General features: G+C 60.6%; 13 protein-coding genes. 6 read left to right on the top strand and 7 right to left on the bottom strand.

Features of this window, described 5'->3' with window-relative positions; all coding sequences use genetic code 11:
• On the bottom strand, positions 1-1,095 hold the full coding sequence (locus tag HJC00_RS23165; protein WP_210633644.1) for a Gfo/Idh/MocA family protein: 1,095 nt from the start codon (positions 1,093-1,095) through the stop codon (positions 1-3).
• Positions 1,096-1,105: 10 nt separating this feature from the next.
• Positions 1,106-2,116, bottom strand: a complete 1,011-nt coding sequence (locus HJC00_RS23160) for a Gfo/Idh/MocA family protein (protein WP_210633646.1) — start codon at positions 2,114-2,116, stop codon at positions 1,106-1,108.
• 366 nt (positions 2,117-2,482) lie between these two features.
• On the opposite strand from HJC00_RS23160, the gene HJC00_RS23155 reads away from it, so the two are divergent.
• The gene (locus HJC00_RS23155; protein WP_221164658.1) at positions 2,483-3,643 is read left to right on the top strand and encodes a fumarylacetoacetate hydrolase family protein; all 1,161 of its coding nucleotides are present in this window, start codon (positions 2,483-2,485) and stop codon (positions 3,641-3,643) included.
• 45 nt (positions 3,644-3,688) lie between these two features.
• Here the strand turns inward: HJC00_RS23155 and scpA are convergent, their stop codons facing one another.
• From scpA to HJC00_RS23130, 5 genes are all read right to left on the bottom strand, one after another.
• Positions 3,689-5,827: a methylmalonyl-CoA mutase gene (gene scpA, locus HJC00_RS23150; protein WP_221164657.1), complete on the bottom strand. Its 2,139-nt coding sequence runs from the start codon at positions 5,825-5,827 to the stop codon at positions 3,689-3,691.
• Positions 5,828-5,928: 101 nt separating this feature from the next.
• Positions 5,929-6,582 carry a methionine ABC transporter permease gene (locus HJC00_RS23145; RefSeq protein ID WP_210633650.1) on the bottom strand — a complete coding sequence of 218 codons (654 nt, stop codon included), beginning with the start codon at positions 6,580-6,582 and terminating at the stop codon, positions 5,929-5,931.
• Positions 6,563-7,651, bottom strand: coding sequence for a methionine ABC transporter ATP-binding protein (locus HJC00_RS23140; protein WP_221164656.1), 1,089 nt, complete (start codon positions 7,649-7,651; stop codon positions 6,563-6,565). Before HJC00_RS23140 ends, HJC00_RS23145 begins: the two co-directional genes overlap by 20 nt.
• An 89-nt stretch (positions 7,652-7,740) precedes the next feature.
• Positions 7,741-8,580, bottom strand: a complete 840-nt coding sequence (locus HJC00_RS23135; RefSeq protein WP_221164655.1) for a MetQ/NlpA family lipoprotein — start codon at positions 8,578-8,580, stop codon at positions 7,741-7,743.
• Positions 8,581-8,882: 302 nt separating this feature from the next.
• Positions 8,883-10,085, bottom strand: a complete 1,203-nt coding sequence (locus HJC00_RS23130) for an MFS transporter (RefSeq protein ID WP_221164654.1) — start codon at positions 10,083-10,085, stop codon at positions 8,883-8,885.
• A gap of 342 nt (positions 10,086-10,427) precedes the next feature.
• Between HJC00_RS23130 and HJC00_RS23125 the strand changes: the two genes are divergently transcribed.
• The 5 genes from HJC00_RS23125 to HJC00_RS23105 all read left to right on the top strand — a co-directional run bounded on the left by HJC00_RS23125 (position 10,428) and on the right by HJC00_RS23105 (position 15,864).
• A complete protein-coding gene (locus tag HJC00_RS23125; protein ID WP_210633657.1) occupies positions 10,428-10,880 on the top strand; it encodes a helix-turn-helix domain-containing protein in 453 nt (150 codons plus the stop codon).
• 395 nt (positions 10,881-11,275) lie between these two features.
• Complete coding sequence (repA, locus tag HJC00_RS23120) at positions 11,276-12,490, top strand: plasmid partitioning protein RepA (RefSeq protein ID WP_210633659.1); 1,215 nt, start codon at positions 11,276-11,278, stop codon at positions 12,488-12,490.
• Between the two features lie 42 nt (positions 12,491-12,532).
• Positions 12,533-13,582: a plasmid partitioning protein RepB gene (repB, locus tag HJC00_RS23115; RefSeq protein WP_210633661.1), complete on the top strand. Its 1,050-nt coding sequence runs from the start codon at positions 12,533-12,535 to the stop codon at positions 13,580-13,582.
• Between the two features lie 149 nt (positions 13,583-13,731).
• Positions 13,732-15,024 (top strand): plasmid replication protein RepC, encoded by a 1,293-nt coding sequence (repC, locus tag HJC00_RS23110; protein WP_210633663.1) that lies wholly within the window; start codon positions 13,732-13,734, stop codon positions 15,022-15,024.
• Between the two features lie 273 nt (positions 15,025-15,297).
• The gene (locus HJC00_RS23105; RefSeq protein ID WP_221147539.1) at positions 15,298-15,864 is read left to right on the top strand and encodes a sugar transferase; all 567 of its coding nucleotides are present in this window, start codon (positions 15,298-15,300) and stop codon (positions 15,862-15,864) included.
• Positions 15,865-15,962: the final 98 nt, after the last annotated feature.

Raw genomic sequence — 15,962 nt, 5'->3', positions numbered from 1 at the left:
TCAGCGGCTGCCAGCCGCGCGCTGTTCTTCCGGAAGCCAGGAGCGATAGAGCGGATGATCGGCGGCGATCGGCATCGGCGTCGGCTGGCCGGTGCGCTGGGAGAAATAGGCAGCCGTCACCAGCTCCAGCGAATTGCGGGCATCCTGCAACGTCACCGGCGGTTCCGTGTCCTCGACGATCGCCTTGTGGAAGAGCTCGAACTGGCGGGTATAACCATCTTCGCCCGGCACATAGGCGGCGAGCGCCGCATCGACCCGCGCCTGGTGTTCTTCGGTTCCGGCGGTAAAGACCCAGGGATCGCGGCCCATCGTATAGGGTTCGAGGATGCTTTCGGCGACGAGATCGCTGAAGCAGAAACGCAGCCGCGAGATTTCCTTGCGTGAGCCGAGCGTCATCGACAGCGTCGCCAGCGAACCGTTCTGCATCTTCACCGAAAGAGCGGCCGTATCCTCGACCTCGATCGGATTGACCAGCGTCGCGCCATAGGAAAACACCTCGGCGCAAGGGCCGTGCACGTAGTTCAGCATGTCGTGGGCGTGGATCGCGTGGCCGAGAAGGCCGCCGCCGAGTTCACTCGCCCATTTGCCGCGCCACGGCACGGCATAATAATCCGGACCGCGCCACCAATGGGTCTCGATCGTCGTCAGGAACGGCTTGCCGGCGAGGCCCTTCTCGATCAACAGTTTCAACTTCTGCAGGCCGGAGCCGTAGCGATACTGAAAGATCGGCATCAGCTTCCGGCCGGGGAAGCTGGTGAGGATGCGGCCCATCTCGTCGACCTCGGCAATCGAGCCGAAGAGCGGCTTTTCGCAGATCACATGCTTGCCTGACACAATGCCTTTGCGGCAGAGCTCGAAATGCGAACTCGGCGGCGTCGAAATGTCGATGATGTCGAGATCGTCCCGGGCAAACAGCGAATCCGCATCCTGCGTATATTCCCGAATGCCGAATTCGTCGCACAGCGCCCGGCCGCGATCCTCGTCCAGCGAGCAAAGGACGGGAACCTCGAAGAGATCCTTGTTCCAGCCGAAGCCGGTCAGGTGCCGCGCGGCGATGCCTGCGCCGATGACGCCGACGCGTAATTTTCTGGCCATGATATCCTCCTCAGCGGGCGCCGATGCGCGCGGCCTTCGTCTGGGCTTCGAGCGAAAGGCGGCAGACTTCGAAAACGTGATCCTGCGTCATCGCCGTCTGCGTGCGGTTCGCGACATCGGCAGTGAACGCGTCGAAATAGTCGAGCTTCTCACCGCTGCAATCGATATGGGTCATTTCCTTGCCATTGACGAGGAAGAGGTGATCCTTGCCCGGCCGGCCGGCAATATCGATATATTTGCGAAGCTCGATATAACCCTCTGTGCCCAGGATGGTAAGACGGCCGTCGCCCCAGGTCGGCAGCGCCTCCGGCGTGAACCAATCGACGCGAACGTAGCCCGCCGCCCTGTCGGAGCGCAGCAGCACCTCGCCGAAATCCTGGAAGGCGGGTTTATCGGGCATGCCGAAGTTGCCGATCGAGCTGGCGATGACTTCGCCCGAGGTCGAGCCGGTATAGAACAGGAATTGATCGACCTGGTGCGAGGCGATGTCGACGATGATGCCACCGAAGGCTTCGGGCTCGAAGAACCAGTCGGGACGTGTCGGCAGCTGCAGCCGGTGCGGACCGACGCCAAGCGTCTGAATGACCTTGCCGATCGCGCCTTCCTTTACCAGCTTGCCGGCCTTGACGGCGGAGCGCACGCAATGGCGCTCGGAAAAGCAGATGGAGAAGATTTTGCCGGTCTCGGCAACGGTGCGCTTGACCTCTTCGAGCTGGGCAAAGGTCGTCACACCAGGCTTGTCGGTCATCACATCCTTGCCCGCTTTCATCGCGCGGATGGCAAGCCCGGCCCGGTCGCGCGGAATGGCGGAAATGCAGATGACGTCGATCGACGGATCGTCGAACAGTTTCTCTCGGTCGATCTGCGGTGCATCGGGATAGGTCTTCTCAAAGGCTTCCCGCAACGCCGGCACGGAGGTCTGCGGGCAATAGCCGACGAACTCGCCGCCTGCGGCGAGCAGTCCCTTCACGTGATCGAACGTATGCCCATGGTCGATTCCGACGACGGCAAATCTCAACATCGCTGCAATATCCTCCCGGGATTTTCGTGCGGCCGGCTGATGCCGGCGTCCTCCATCTCGGCCAAAACAGATAACGAAAGCGGGCTGCTGTCAAGGCGAGTTGCGGGATGAAATCGTTGGTGCTCATATCTAAATGTTTGTAAAATAACGACTATTATGTATCTAAATAGTTATTTGTGGCCTTCGTTCGAATGGATGCAGGCAGTTCCTCTTTTCGATCCAATCCGGCAAAAGTCTTTTTCCCCCGCCTATCTTGCTCCATTCGGCCGAATGTGATCGATTTCGGCCGCCGCCAGGCTGGAGGGCGGCAATGATCTCGGAATTCTTTCAAGAGCGCTCGCCGCTTGCCTGTGACGGAGGATCACCATGACTCATCCCCTTCTCGATGCTGCCGTTTCCGGCGGAATTTTTGTTGGCCGCGTCTGGAATCCCGAAGTTGCCGGCCCGAGCATCGTGACCCTTCGCGACGGGATGCTCGTCGACATCACCTCGCACGAGGCGCCGACACTGAGCGCCCTCTTCGAGACGCAGGATGCTGCGGGCTTCGTCCGAGCCGCAAATGGCAAGGCGATCGGTTCGCTGGAGGAGATTGCCGCCAACAGCACCGGAAAACCGGATGCTGGACGGCCCTGCCTGCTTGCGCCCGCCGACCTGCAGGCGGTCAAGGCCTGCGGCGTCACCTTTGCCCAGTCGATGATCGAGCGCGTCATTGAGGAGAAGGCGGCCGGCAATCCCGATCGCGCCGCTTCGATCCGCGAGCGCGTCAGCGCGCTGATCGGCGGCAGTCTCACCAATCTCAAGGCCGGTTCGCCCGAGGCCGCCAAGGTCAAGCAGGCGCTGATCGACGAAGGCATGTGGTCGCAATATCTCGAAGTCGGCATCGGTCCCGATGCCGAGGTCTTCACCAAGGCACCGGTGCTCTCTTCCGTCGGTTGGGGTGCCGATGTCGGCCTGCATCCGATCTCGACCTGGAACAATCCGGAGCCGGAAATCGTGCTCGCGGTCAACAGCCGCGGCGAGATCAAGGGTGCGACGCTCGGCAATGACGTCAATCTTCGCGATGTCGAAGGCCGCTCGGCCCTCTTGCTCGGCAAGGCCAAGGACAACAATGCCTCCTGCTCGATCGGTCCGTTCGTCCGGCTGTTCGATGCCGGTTACGGGCTCGACGAGGTACGCAAGGCCGAACTCGATCTAAAGGTAACCGGGCAGGATGGCTTCGTGCTGCATGGCAAGAGTTCGATGTCGCAGATCAGCCGCGACCCGACCGATCTCGTCGAACAGACGCTTGGCCCTCATCATCAATACCCCGATGGTTTCATGCTCTTCCTCGGCACGTTGTTTGCGCCGACGCAGGACCGTGACGCGCCGAAGCAAGGCTTCACGCACAAGATCGGCGATGTCGTCGAGATTTCGTCGGCCGGGCTCGGCGCGCTCGTCAATACCGTGCGCCTCTCCACCGAATGCCCGCCCTGGACGTTCGGCATATCGGCGCTGATGCGCAACCTTGCGACGCGCGGGTTACTCTAAGCAAAGTGCGCAGCGGTTTGCCTCCGGCTGCGCAGATTTTATGAATTACTGGTTTCGCCGTTTGCCCTCTAGCAGGTCGAGAACGGAGTTCGCCGCTTCCAGAACGTTCGTGCCTGGGCCGAACACGGCCGCAACGCCGTGTTCGTGGAGGAATTCATAGTCCTGCCGCGGAATGACGCCGCCGCAGACGACGATGATATCGTCACCGCCCTTTTCCCTGAGCCTGTCGACCAACTGCGGCAGCAGCGTCCTGTGGCCTGCGGCGAGCGACGAGACACCGACGACATTGACCTTGCGATCAAGCGCCAACTCGACAGCCTCGTCAGGCGTCTGAAACAGTGGACCGGCGAGCACGTCGAAGCCGATATCGCCGAAGGCCGAGGCGATTACCTTGGCGCCCCGGTCGTGCCCGTCCTGACCGAGCTTGGCGACCATGATTTTCGGCCGGTATCCCATCGCTTCCGTCACCTCTGCCATACGCTCCCTCAGGACGGCAAGTTCCGGCTCGTTGTCATAGGCCTCGCCATAGACGCCCTTGATGACATCAGGTGTCGCGGCGTGATCGCCAAAGGCGGCGCGCATCGCATCCGATATCTCGCCGACAGTGGCGCGGGCCCGTGCCGCCTCGATGGCGGCGGCCAGCAAATTGCCTTTGCCGCTGCGTGCGGTTTCTGCCAGGGCGGCCAGCGTTTCGCGCACGGCGCTGCTGTCACGCCGCCGCTTCGTCTCCTCGATGCGGCGGATCTGCGCGGTGCGCACCGCGCTGTTGTCGATTTCCAAAATGTCGATCGGCTGTTCGTTGTCGAGCCTGTAGCGATTGACGCCGACGATGACCTCCTCGCCCTTGTCGACGGCCGCCTGGCGGCGCGCCGCTGCTTCCTCGATCAGCCGCTTTGGCAGACCTTCGTTGACAGCCTTCGTCATGCCGCCGAGCGCTTCCACCTCCTCGATCAGCGCCCAGGCCTTGTCGGCAAGTTCCTTCGTCAGGCTCTCGACATAATATGAGCCGGCCAGCGGATCGACCACCTTGGTCACGCCGGTTTCATGCTGGAGGATCAGCTGGGTGTTGCGGGCGATGCGGGCGGAGAATTCCGTCGGCAGCGCGATCGCCTCGTCGAAGGAATTGGTGTGCAGCGACTGCGTGCCGCCAAGCACGGCCGACATCGCCTCGAAAGCGGTGCGAATGATGTTGTTGTAGGGATCCTGCTCCTGCAATGAGACGCCGGAGGTCTGACAATGGGTGCGAAGCATCAGCGAGGATGCCTTCTTCGGCTGGAACTCCTCCATGATACGGGTCCAGAGCAGCCGGGCGGCGCGCAGCTTTGCCGCCTCCATGAAAAAATTCATGCCGACCGCAAAGAAGAAGGAGAGTCTTCCGGCAAAATCATCGACGTTGAGACCCTTGGCGATCGCCGCCCTGACATATTCGCGGCCGTCGGCCAGCGTGAAGGCAAGCTCCTGGACCAGTGTCGCGCCGGCCTCCTGCATGTGATAGCCGGAGATCGAGATCGAATTGAATTTCGGCATCTCCCTTGCCGTATAGTCGATGATGTCGGCAACGATCCGCATCGAAGGTTCGGGCGGATAGATATAGGTGTTGCGGACCATGAACTCCTTGAGGATGTCGTTCTGGATGGTCCCCGACAGCTCGGCCCTCGGCACGCCCTGCTCTTCGCCGGCGACGATGAAGGAAGCGAGGATCGGAATGACGGCGCCGTTCATGGTCATTGAAACCGACATGTCGCCAAGCGGAATACCGTCGAACAGGATTTTCATATCCTCGACGCTGTCGATCGCGACGCCCGCCTTGCCGACATCGCCCTCGACGCGAGGATGGTCGCTGTCATAACCGCGATGGGTGGCAAGATCGAAGGCGACCGACAGGCCCTTCTGGCCGGCTGCGAGATTGCGGCGATAAAAGGCGTTCGATTCCTCGGCTGTGGAGAAGCCGGCATATTGGCGGATCGTCCATGGCCGGCCGGCATACATCGTCGCGCGCGGTCCGCGGGTAAATGGTGCAAAACCGGGCAACGAGCCGAGATGCGCGGCGCCTTCGAGATCCTCGGCGGTATAAAGCGGCTTGACAGCGATGCCTTCCGGCGTCTGCCAGGTCAGTGTCTCGGGTGAGGCGCGCAGTTCCTTCTGCGCAAGCTCCGCCCAATCCGACAGCGTCTTCTTCGTCATGCGTTCCTCCGGCTGCTTCATCGCCACCTTATCACTTCACAGGTGGCTGATGCGATACGGCCTTAGGACAATTAAAGCAGCCGCACGCCTGCGGTTTTGACCTATCTGTGGTCGAGCTTGGCGACCAGTCGGTCGCCGAGCCACTGGATGCCGCAGACGAGGATGACGAGGACGGCGACCACTGCGATCATGACATTGGTTTCGAAGCGCTGATAGCCATAGCGAATGGCAAGGTCGCCGAGGCCGCCGGCGCCGATCGCGCCTGCCATGGCCGAGGCGCCGATCAGCGTCACCAGCGTGACGGTGAAACCGGCGACGATGCCAGGGAGCGCTTCAGGCACCAGCACCTCGCGGATGATGGTCCAGCGATTGCCGCCCATGGCGCGGACGGCATCGATCAGCCCGCGGTCGACCTCCCGCAGCGATACTTCGGCGATGCGCGCATAATAAGGTGTCGCGGCGATGGCGAGCGGCACGATGGCCGCTCCGGTGCCGAGCGCGGTGCCGACGATCAGCCGCGTCAGCGGGATCAGCGCCACCAGCAGGATGATGAATGGCACCGAGCGGAAGCCGTTGATGACGGCGCCGAGCATGCGATTGATCCAGAGATTTTCGGCGATGCCGCCGCGCGCCGTGACGACGAGGGCAAGGCCGAGCGGCAGCCCGGCGAAGAGCGAAATCACCCCCGAGGCGACAGTCATCAGGACCGTCTCCCAAAGCGAGCGAAGAAGCAGTTCAAGCATGATCGGTGTCATAACCAAGCACCTCCACCCGGGCAGACCGGGCTGTCAGGAATTGTTCGACCTTTTCGGCGAGCGCGGGGTCGCGCGCGGGGACGGCGATGAAGAACCGCGCCACCGGCTGGTTCTGGATATGGTCGATGCCGCCATGGACGAGGCGGAAGGAATGCGGCAGCATCGCCGAGAGTTCCGCAAACAGCGCCCCTTGCGCTTGCGGCCCGGCGAGATCAACACTGAGGATCACTTCGCTGCCTGTCTTCGCCGACAGCCGGCCGAGAATGTGATCGGGAAGTTGCGGGCGGATGCCGCCCAGCAAGCTCCTGGTGATGTCAGTCTGCGGATTGGCGAAAACCGACCAGACCTGGCCCTCCTCGACGATCCGCCCGGCATCGATGACCGCGACGCGATCGGCAATGCCGCGCACCACTTCCATCTCATGGGTGATCAGCAGAACGGTCAGTCCGAGCTTACGGTTGATATCCCTGAGCAGCGCCAGAATCGATCGTGTTGTCTCCGGGTCGAGGGCCGATGTCGCCTCGTCCGACAGCAGCAGTGCCGGGCGTGCTGCCAGGGCCCGAGCGATGCCGACGCGTTGTTTCTGGCCGCCGGAGAGTGATGCGGGATAGGCTTGCGCCTTGTCGGCAAGCCCGACGAGCTCGAGCAGTTCGTGGGCCCGCTTCACGCGTTCGGCCTTGGCAACACCCTCGATCTTCAGCGGCAGCGCGACATTGTCCTCGACCGTTTTGGCGGACAGCAGGTTAAAGTGCTGAAAGATCATGCCGATGCGGCGGCGCAGCGACTGCAGCTCCTGCTCCTGAAGTCGGGTGATATCGCGGCCCTCGATGCGGATCTCGCCGCTGTCGGCGCGCTCCAACCCGTTCAGGCAGCGGATCAGCGTCGACTTGCCGGCGCCGCTGCGGCCGATGATGCCGAGGATCTCGCCCCTCTTTACGCTCAGCGAAATACCGTCGAGCGCCGGCGTGGTGCCGAACCGCCGCTTCACATCGATCAGCCTCACCACCTCTTCGGTCACCGTCGTCTGCGGCTGCGCCGCGACCGCAGTGGTGGAAACAAACGAATTCATGTGCTTTTCCTTGCAAACGCCGAAGGCGGTCCGAGCGGGGAATGCCCGAACCGCCTTTAGGCAGGCCTTAACCCCGGCCTTCTCTCGGATCAATAGGCGCTGAGACCGGTCCCTTTGTAGACCTTGTCGAACTCGGCCTTGACGGTGTCGTTCTGGTAGGACGACACCAGCGTCTTGACCCAGTCCGCATTCTTGTTCTCTTCCTTGACGGCGATGAAGTTGCGGTACGGGTTATCGGCGGTCGGCTCCTGCGCGATGCGCTCGGCCGGAGAAAGACCGCTTTTCAGCGCCCAGTCGGTATTGACGACGCCGGCATCGAGATCGTCGATCGAACGGCCGACGATGCCGGCATCGAGCTCCTTGATCTCGATCTTCTTCGGATTGTCGCTGACGTCAGCAACTGTCGCAAGAATGCCGGTGCCGTCCTTCAGCTTGATCACGCCTTCATTCTGAAGAACTCGCAGCGCCCGACCTTCGTTCGAGGGATCGTTCGGCACGCCGATGACGGCGCCTTCGGGGATCTCAGCGACGGCCTTGTGCTTCTTGCTATAGAGACCGATCGGCCAGACGCCGGTATAGCCGACGGGGACGATGTGATAGCCGTGCCGCTGGATCTGGTTGTCGAGATAGGGTCGGTGCTGGAAGGCATTGGCGTCGATTTCGCCGCGCTCCAGCGCTTCGTTCGGCTGAGTATAGTCGTTGAAGGTGATGGTCTCGATCGTCAGGCCCTTCTTGGCCGCCTCGCTGGTCACCACGCGCCATACATCCTCATCCTCGCCGGCCATGATGCCGACCTTGATCGACTTGTCCTCGGCAAAGGAAAGTGCGGGTGCCGCAAGGGTAAAAAGTGCAGCCGCGGAAACAGCGACGGCCGCAAGAGCCGCGCGGCGCGAAAGGTGGAAGCCGTGAAGATTTTTGTTCTTGGTCATTTTATATCCCGTCTGACTGAATGAGGCCGAACGCCCCGAGCTGGTCGATCATGGCAAATGGCTGGGTCGCGGGCGAAGCAAGAAAGTCTGATGTGGAGGAAAGGTCGGAAAAACTCTTGCCCCGTCATCAATACCGGCAGGATAAATTTTCCATCAAATTTATGGATTAATTGCGGCTTGTGAGCATCCCCTAAAAAAGGAAAACGTCGCCTGTGGCCGCCGTTTGCAACCACGGCGGCCAAAGGGGACGACGGACTTCTCAGACCCGCTCCGATACGGCAATCGTGACGTCCCGGATGACCTCAGGCCGGCTTCTGCTTCGGAATGCGCGGCAGGAAGATCGTCAGCAGGCCGAGCAGCGGCAGGTAGGAGCAGATGCGGTAGACGAAGGCGATGCCGTGAGTGTCGGCAAAATCGCCGAGCAGCGCAGCCCCTAACCCCCCTGCCCCGAATGCAAAGCCAAAGAAAACGCCGGCAATCAGCCCAACGCGGCCGGGCACCAGTTCCTGCGCGAAGACGACGATCGCTGAAAAGGCCGACGCGAAGACCAGGCCAATGACGATGCTGAGCACGCCTGTCCAGAAAAGATCGGCATAGGGCAGCAGCAATGCGAAAGGAATGACGCCGAGGATCGAAAACCAGATGACGAAACGGGCACCGAAGCGATCGCCGATCGGCCCGCCGAGGAAAGTGCCGACGGCGACCGAACCGAGGAACAGGAACAGCATCAGCTGCGCCTGCTGCACGCTGAGTTCGAACCTGTCGATGACATTGAAGGTGAAGTAGCTCGACACGCTCGCCATGTAGACATTCTTCGTCGCCGTCAGCAACACGAGGATCAGCAGCGCCCGGACGACCCGGCTCTGCGATAACGGCAGAGTTCGACTCGCGGCCGGTTTGCTGGCGTTTTGTCGCCTGTGGCTCATATACCAGCTGCCTACCCAGCTCAGCACGATCATGCCGATCATCGCGATGGCGGCAAACCAGGAGACGCTGTGCTGCCCGAGCGGCAGCACGATGAAGGCGGCGAGCAGCGGACCGATCGCCTGGCCGGCATTGCCACCGACCTGGAAAAAGGACTGCGCGAAACCGTGGCGGCCGCCGGAGGCAAGACGGGCAACACGCGAGGATTCCGGATGGAAGACGGCCGAGCCAAACCCGATCAGGCTTGCCGCGACCAGCAGCAGCGCGAAATTGCCGGCATTGCCGAGCAGAATGAGTCCGCAAAAAGTGCTCGCCATGCCGACCGGCAGCGAATAGGGCATCGGCCAGCGATCGGTGACGATGCCGACCGCCGGCTGCAGCAGAGACGCCGTGACCTGGAACGTCATGGTCAGCAGGCCGATCTGGACAAAATCGAGGTCGTAATTTGCCTTGAACAGTGGATAGAGCGAGGCGAGCAGCGACTGCATGATGTCGTTCAGCATATGGCAGAAGCTGACAGCCATCAGAATGGACATCGTTGTCTTTTCGAAACGGGGTGCGCGCTCGGCAACGCTTGCCATCAACATCCTCCTGCACAGGCACGATCAGTGCCGTCGTTTTCGATGGATTTTGGGCGATCGGGGCTGGCAAGACTATCAAGCGACGGTCGCTGAAAGATACTTAACGCAGGTCGGCCAACGATCACCAGCCCGGTTTGGCCAGGATCGGTACGGCTTTTGTCTGATTTTCCCCACCGCCGACCGGTTCCTGCGTCGCTGGCGTTTGCCGGATGGGGGTTTTCATATCACAGTCAGCCGTGATCATCGCAGATATGCTATGCTACATGGAAACAACCGTGGAAAACTGCTTGCAGGGGTACTACAGCTGCGCCGATTGAAATTGATCGAGGCTGAAAACACGCGATGAATGTCAAGACACCGAATGCCATAGACAGCTACGTCGGAGCGCGCATCAGAACACGCCGGCAGCTGCTTGGAATGAGCCAGGAGCGGCTTGCCGAGCAGATCGGCGTGACTTTTCAGCAGGTTCAGAAATACGAGAAGGGCATCAACCGCATTGGTGCGAGCCGCTTGCAGCGAATCGCCGAAGTGCTTCACACCTCACCGAGCTTCTTCTTCCAGCAGAACGAGTCACAGCCATTGAGCCTGCAAGGGCTGGATCTGCCGGACCGCGCCGACCCCGTCGCTGAATTCCTGCGGACGAAGGAAGGGCTGGTGCTTAATCGGGCCTTTCTGAAGATTGCCGATCCCGATATCCGTGAAACGATCATCGCATTGGTGAAAGCGATGGCGCAGGCGGAAAGCCGCCCGGCTTTGCCGTCGATAGCGAATATCACCCGTCCGCCTCTCGAGTAACGGGCCGGCGGGCAATTCTCCTGCGAGCTCAGCCTCGCGTGATCTGGCAAGTTGCGGCTGATCGGCCAGAGCCCGGCACCTTACCGCCGCGCCGTGCTCTATGCCGACGAACCGGTGGCTTGCCGCTGCGGACATGCCGCAAAGCGCTTTGCCCACCCGACATTGCGATTTGGATTATCATGCCGGTGTTTCCAGCCGACCTCGTCCGATTCGGCCCGTGAACGTGCGATTGCACCGGCCAGCGACAGGCGCGGCCTGCGCAACCGCTTGAAAAAGATTGGACAACCTTTTGATAGGGTCTTGTTAACCCTATTTGCCTTGCCACTCCTCCAGAATCGGCGCTAAATGCGGTTTCTCAGCGCGTAGAGCTTTTAAATCGCATTTTCGAGATTTCCATGAATATGGCACCGCAAATAGACAAAGCAATTTCCGATGTCGATCAGCTGATCATCGGTCAGGCGCAGGAACTCTCCGACAAGCTGAAGCAGCATCGGCTCGAAATGTTTCCTCCGCGCGCGCTGAAGGGTCTGCGGGAATTTCAGCTCGCCGAGGTGGCGCGGTTTCTCGGCGTGACCAGCGGCTATCTTCGAAATCTCTCGCTCGAGGGCAAGGGTGCCCTCCCCCAGGTCACGCCGTCCGGCCGCCGATCCTATACGGCGGAGCAGATGGAAGAGATGCGCGGCTTTCTCGAGCACAATGCGCGGGCCGGAACGCATTATATACGTCATCGCCGCGGCCACGAACATCTGCAGGTCGTCGCCGTCGTCAACTTCAAGGGCGGCAGCGGCAAGACGACGAGTGCCGCGCATCTTGCCCAGCATCTTGCCCTGACCGGTCACCGCGTCCTTGCCGTCGATCTCGATCCGCAGGCGTCTCTTTCCGCCATACACGGCTTTCAGCCGGAGTTCGACGTCAACGAAAACGAGACGCTCTACGCCGCCATTCGCTACGACGATCAGCGGCGTCCGCTGCGGGACATTATCCGGCCAACCAACTTCCCGAACCTTCACCTTGTGCCGGGCAATCTTGAACTGATGGAATTCGAGCACGATACGCCGCGGGTCCTCGCTCAGGGTAAAGCGAGTGATTATGGGCGCGTTTTCTTCGCACGGCTGGATGAGGCACTCGCTTCGGTCGCGGACGATTACGACGTCGTCATCATCGACTGCCCTCCGCAGCTCGGCTTTTTGACCATGAGCGCCATTTGCGGTGCGACGGCGGTGCTGATCACCGTTCATCCGCAGATGCTCGATGTCATGTCGATGTGCCAGTTCCTGCAAATGCTTGGCGAAGTGCTGAACACCCTGAAGGGAGCCGGCGGCAACATGAACCTCGACTGGTTGCGTTATCTCGTGACCCGCTACGACCCGCAGGACGGGCCGCAGACGCAGATGGTCGCCTTCATGCGCTCGATGTTCAAGAGCCATGTGCTCACCAACCCGATGCTGCGCAGCGTCGCGATCTCCGATGCGGCGATGACAAACCAGACACTGTATGAGGTCGAGCGAAGTCAGTTTACCCGCGCGACCTATGACCGCGCCATGGAGGCGATGGAGGCGGTCAACACGGAAATCGTCGATCTCATTCACAAGGCATGGGGCCGGAAATGAGCGGGAAGTTTACTGCGGTAAACCCGGGCAAGGAGCTGGCTGATGGCGCGTAAAAATCTTCTGTCGGGCCTGATGGATGATTCCAAGAAGTTTACCGCGGTAAACAATGAGGATGAGCCGGCCCATCGCGACGAGAGGCAGCATATCACCTATAAAGGGATTGGCGCACTCGGGGCGGTCACCCGCAGCATCGATGCCTTGGCCGCCAAGGCCGATGCCGCCAAGGCGATCGAAGAGCAGCTGGCGAGCGGCGAGACGGTGATTGATCTCGACCCGGCGCTGATCGAAGATTCCTTCGTGAGCGACCGGCTCGCGCATACCGACGAACAGTTCCGGGAACTGGTCGAGGCGATCCGCCTGCGCGGCCAGGATTCACCGATCCTCGTGCGCCCGCATCCCGAGAGGGAGGGGCGATACCAGATCGCTTTTGGCCATCGTCGCGCACGGGCGGCAAAGGAGCTCGGCCGACCTGTTCGGGCGGTGGTCAAGAAACTCGACGACCGCGACCATGTTATTGCGCAGGGCCAGGAGAATTCGGCGCGCGCCGATCTCTCCTTCATCGAGAGGACGATGTTTGCCGACAAGCTCGATACGTTGGGTTTCGATCGGGAAACGATCATGTCGGCACTCAGCGCCGACAAGACGACGGTGTCCAAGATGCTGTCGGTCACGAAGCGGATTCCGGCCGAAGTCCTGACCGCGATCGGCGCAGCCAAGACGACCGGTCGCGATCGCTGGCATGATCTTTCGGTAAAATTCGAGACGGAAAACATTGCCGCCCGGGCGATTGCGTTCACCAGATCGGCGGAGTTCGAGACGGCGGAGCCGGACGCCCGCTTCGACATGCTCGTCGCCTTCATCAGCAGGAAGCAACAGGCTTCGTCCGCCGCCGCAATTCAGCCCGTGGCTCACGCCTGGCAGCGCCAGGACGGAGCCGTCAAAGCGAAGATCAAGGATGATGGAAAACAGTTCACCATCGCGCTGAAGGCGGAGAAGGCATCTGCCTTTGGCGCCTACATCGCCAGCAATCTGGATCGTCTCTACGAGGCGTTCGAGAAGACACAGGATTTGACGAAGAACGGAGATCAATAAGCAAAAGAAAAGGCCCCCGAACGTTGCCGCCGCGGAAGCCCTCTCTGATCTAGACACCCAGAGAATCACATTTCCGCGAATCATAGTCAAGAGTCTTTGGCACCGAATTTGGTGAGCCGTGATCTTTTGCCTTGAAGAAGGCGAAGAAAATGGAAAGCGGAAGTGTGACGACGCCCTTCGGGCGGCGGCCGATGACGTTTGGCATGTTGGCAAACCAGGCCGCTGCCCGAAGGATCGAGCCGGGCCGATCGATTGACAAGTGGAAACTCTATCGCGCCCTGTGCGAGGCCAGACCGCTGCTCGGCATTACCGATCGGGCGCTCTCTATCCTGAACGCCTTGCTGAGCTTTTATCCCAAGGGAGAGCTCTCCGAGGACAATGGCCTGGTCGTCTTTCCTTCGAATGCGCAGCTCTCTTTGCGCGCGCATGGAATGGCGGAGCAGACGATCCGCCGCCATCTGGCGGCGCTGATCGAGGCCGGATTGCTGATCCGCAAGGACAGCCCGAACGGCAAGCGTTACGCCCGCAAGGAGCAGGGCGGGGAGATCCGTGAGGCATTCGGCTTCTCGCTGGCGCCGCTGCTTGTGCGCGCTGACGAGATCGAGCGGCTGGCGGCGGAGGTGGCAGCCGAGCGATTGCAACTGCAGCGGCTCAAAGAGCGCCTGACGCTTTGCCGGCGCGACATCGCCAAGCTCATCGAGTTGGCCGTGGAAGAGGGGGCCTCTGGTGATTGGAGCGGGGTTCACCTGCATTTTCGAGGCGTCGTCGAACGGCTGCCGCGGTCGCCATCCTTCGAGAAGATCGCCGCCGCGCTCGACGAACTGGAACTGCTGCGCGAAGAAATCACCAATCAGTTGGAAATGCAGGTCAAAGCTCCAAATCAAAGCGGCAATGCCCGACATTCTGAGCGGCACATACAGAATTCAAATCCACACTGCATTACTGAACTTGAACCAAGCTTCGAAACGAAGCAGGGAGCAACGGCAGACGACCAATCGGAAGGTTGGGCCGAGCCGATGGCCAGAATAGCGACACATGAAGGGAAGGGCAGGCCCGTGCCGGCTGCAAGCTCAGCCTCGACTGCCGGCGGCGGGCTCAAATCGTTCCCGCTGGGCCTGGTGCTGCAGGCCTGCCCAGAGATCACTGCCTATGGACCGCAGGGCTCGGTGGGCACATGGCGCGATCTGATGGCGGCAGCTGTCGTCGTGCGCTCGATGCTCGGAGTGAGCCCCTCGGCCTATGAACAGGCCTGCGAGATCATGGGGCCTGAAAATGCGGCTACCGTCATAGCGTGCGTGCTTGAAAGGGCAGGGCACATCAATTCCGCCGGTGGTTACCTCCGTGATCTGACCCGCCGCGCCGAAAGAGGCGAATTTGCCATCGGACCGATGCTGATGGCGCTTGTCCGCACCAATTCGCCAATCAGGGGTAAGACTGGATGAGATTGCCATGCGGTTTGCCCGCGTCGGCTTATGGTTAACGAAAGGTGACGGAAATAAACGGGGAGATAACTTCCCGTTAAGTTCTTCTTCCTTTAAGATCAAGAGGTTACAAGATTTTTGATCGACAAGGCGAGGAAAGGATCTGATCGACGATCGGCTGTCGTTCTCTGGAGAAACGATGCGGTTGGAGTTGACGTGAAATGCCTTTTTGACGATACGGCGCGGTGGCGTATGGCGAAAATCCGCTGAAGAGGCAATGGAAGAAGTACGGCGATGGGCTTGAAACGGGCAGTGGATTTTTTGCTGGCTTTGGTGGCTTCGGTCATCCTCCTCGTTCCGATCCTTGTTGTCGCTCTTTGTGTCCGGCTAACGTCGCCAGGACCGATCCTCTACTGGTCAAAACGGATCGGGCGTTTCAATCAGATCTTCCTGATGCCGAAATTCCGCAGCATGCGCGTCGACACGCCGACCGTCGCGACGCATCTACTCGAAAACCCCGAGCGGTTTCTGACGCCGATCGGGTCGTTTCTACGCAAATCCAGTCTCGACGAACTGCCGCAGCTCTGGTGCATTCTGGGCGGCAAAATGAGTTTCGTCGGGCCGCGGCCGGCGCTCTACAACCAGTATGATTTGATCGAATTGCGGACGGTCCATGGGGTCGACCAACTCCTGCCCGGATTGACCGGATGGGCGCAGATCAACGGGCGGGACGAACTGCCAATTCCGGAGAAGGTGAAATTCGATGTCGAATATCTTGAGCGGCGCTCGATCGGCTTCGACATGCGCATCCTGTTTCTGACGGCCGAGAAGGTCATCCGCCGTAGGGGAATAAAGCATTAAGTTACCTACTTCTGATAGATAAGAGGTGCGGAACACCTTGATTTCCGATTATTTCAGTTGCGCTCGTTGTAGAAAATGACAAGAAGGTGGTTGTCTAT

Origin of the sequence: Rhizobium sp. NLR22b, assembly GCF_019685295.1 — a bacterium.
Taxonomy (GTDB): Bacteria; Pseudomonadota; Alphaproteobacteria; order Rhizobiales; family Rhizobiaceae; genus Rhizobium.
This window is presented reverse-complemented; position numbering and strand designations above follow the sequence as displayed.

Excerpts from the sequence above, each read along its gene's own strand:
- HJC00_RS23165 (WP_210633644.1), bottom strand. The coding sequence starts at position 1,095 with ATGGCCAGAAAATTACGCGTCGGCGTCATCGGCGCAGGCATCGCCGCG.
- HJC00_RS23160 (WP_210633646.1), bottom strand. The coding sequence starts at position 2,116 with ATGTTGAGATTTGCCGTCGTCGGAATCGACCATGGGCATACGTTCGAT.
- HJC00_RS23155 (WP_221164658.1), top strand. The coding sequence starts at position 2,483 with ATGACTCATCCCCTTCTCGATGCTGCCGTTTCCGGCGGAATTTTTGTT.
- scpA (WP_221164657.1), bottom strand. The coding sequence starts at position 5,827 with ATGACGAAGAAGACGCTGTCGGATTGGGCGGAGCTTGCGCAGAAGGAA.
- HJC00_RS23145 (WP_210633650.1), bottom strand. The coding sequence starts at position 6,582 with ATGACACCGATCATGCTTGAACTGCTTCTTCGCTCGCTTTGGGAGACG.
- HJC00_RS23140 (WP_221164656.1), bottom strand. The coding sequence starts at position 7,651 with ATGAATTCGTTTGTTTCCACCACTGCGGTCGCGGCGCAGCCGCAGACG.
- HJC00_RS23135 (WP_221164655.1), bottom strand. The coding sequence starts at position 8,580 with ATGACCAAGAACAAAAATCTTCACGGCTTCCACCTTTCGCGCCGCGCG.
- HJC00_RS23130 (WP_221164654.1), bottom strand. The coding sequence starts at position 10,085 with ATGGCAAGCGTTGCCGAGCGCGCACCCCGTTTCGAAAAGACAACGATG.
- HJC00_RS23125 (WP_210633657.1), top strand. The coding sequence starts at position 10,428 with ATGAATGTCAAGACACCGAATGCCATAGACAGCTACGTCGGAGCGCGC.
- repA (WP_210633659.1), top strand. The coding sequence starts at position 11,276 with ATGAATATGGCACCGCAAATAGACAAAGCAATTTCCGATGTCGATCAG.
- repB (WP_210633661.1), top strand. The coding sequence starts at position 12,533 with ATGGCGCGTAAAAATCTTCTGTCGGGCCTGATGGATGATTCCAAGAAG.
- repC (WP_210633663.1), top strand. The coding sequence starts at position 13,732 with ATGGAAAGCGGAAGTGTGACGACGCCCTTCGGGCGGCGGCCGATGACG.
- HJC00_RS23105 (WP_221147539.1), top strand. The coding sequence starts at position 15,298 with ATGGGCTTGAAACGGGCAGTGGATTTTTTGCTGGCTTTGGTGGCTTCG.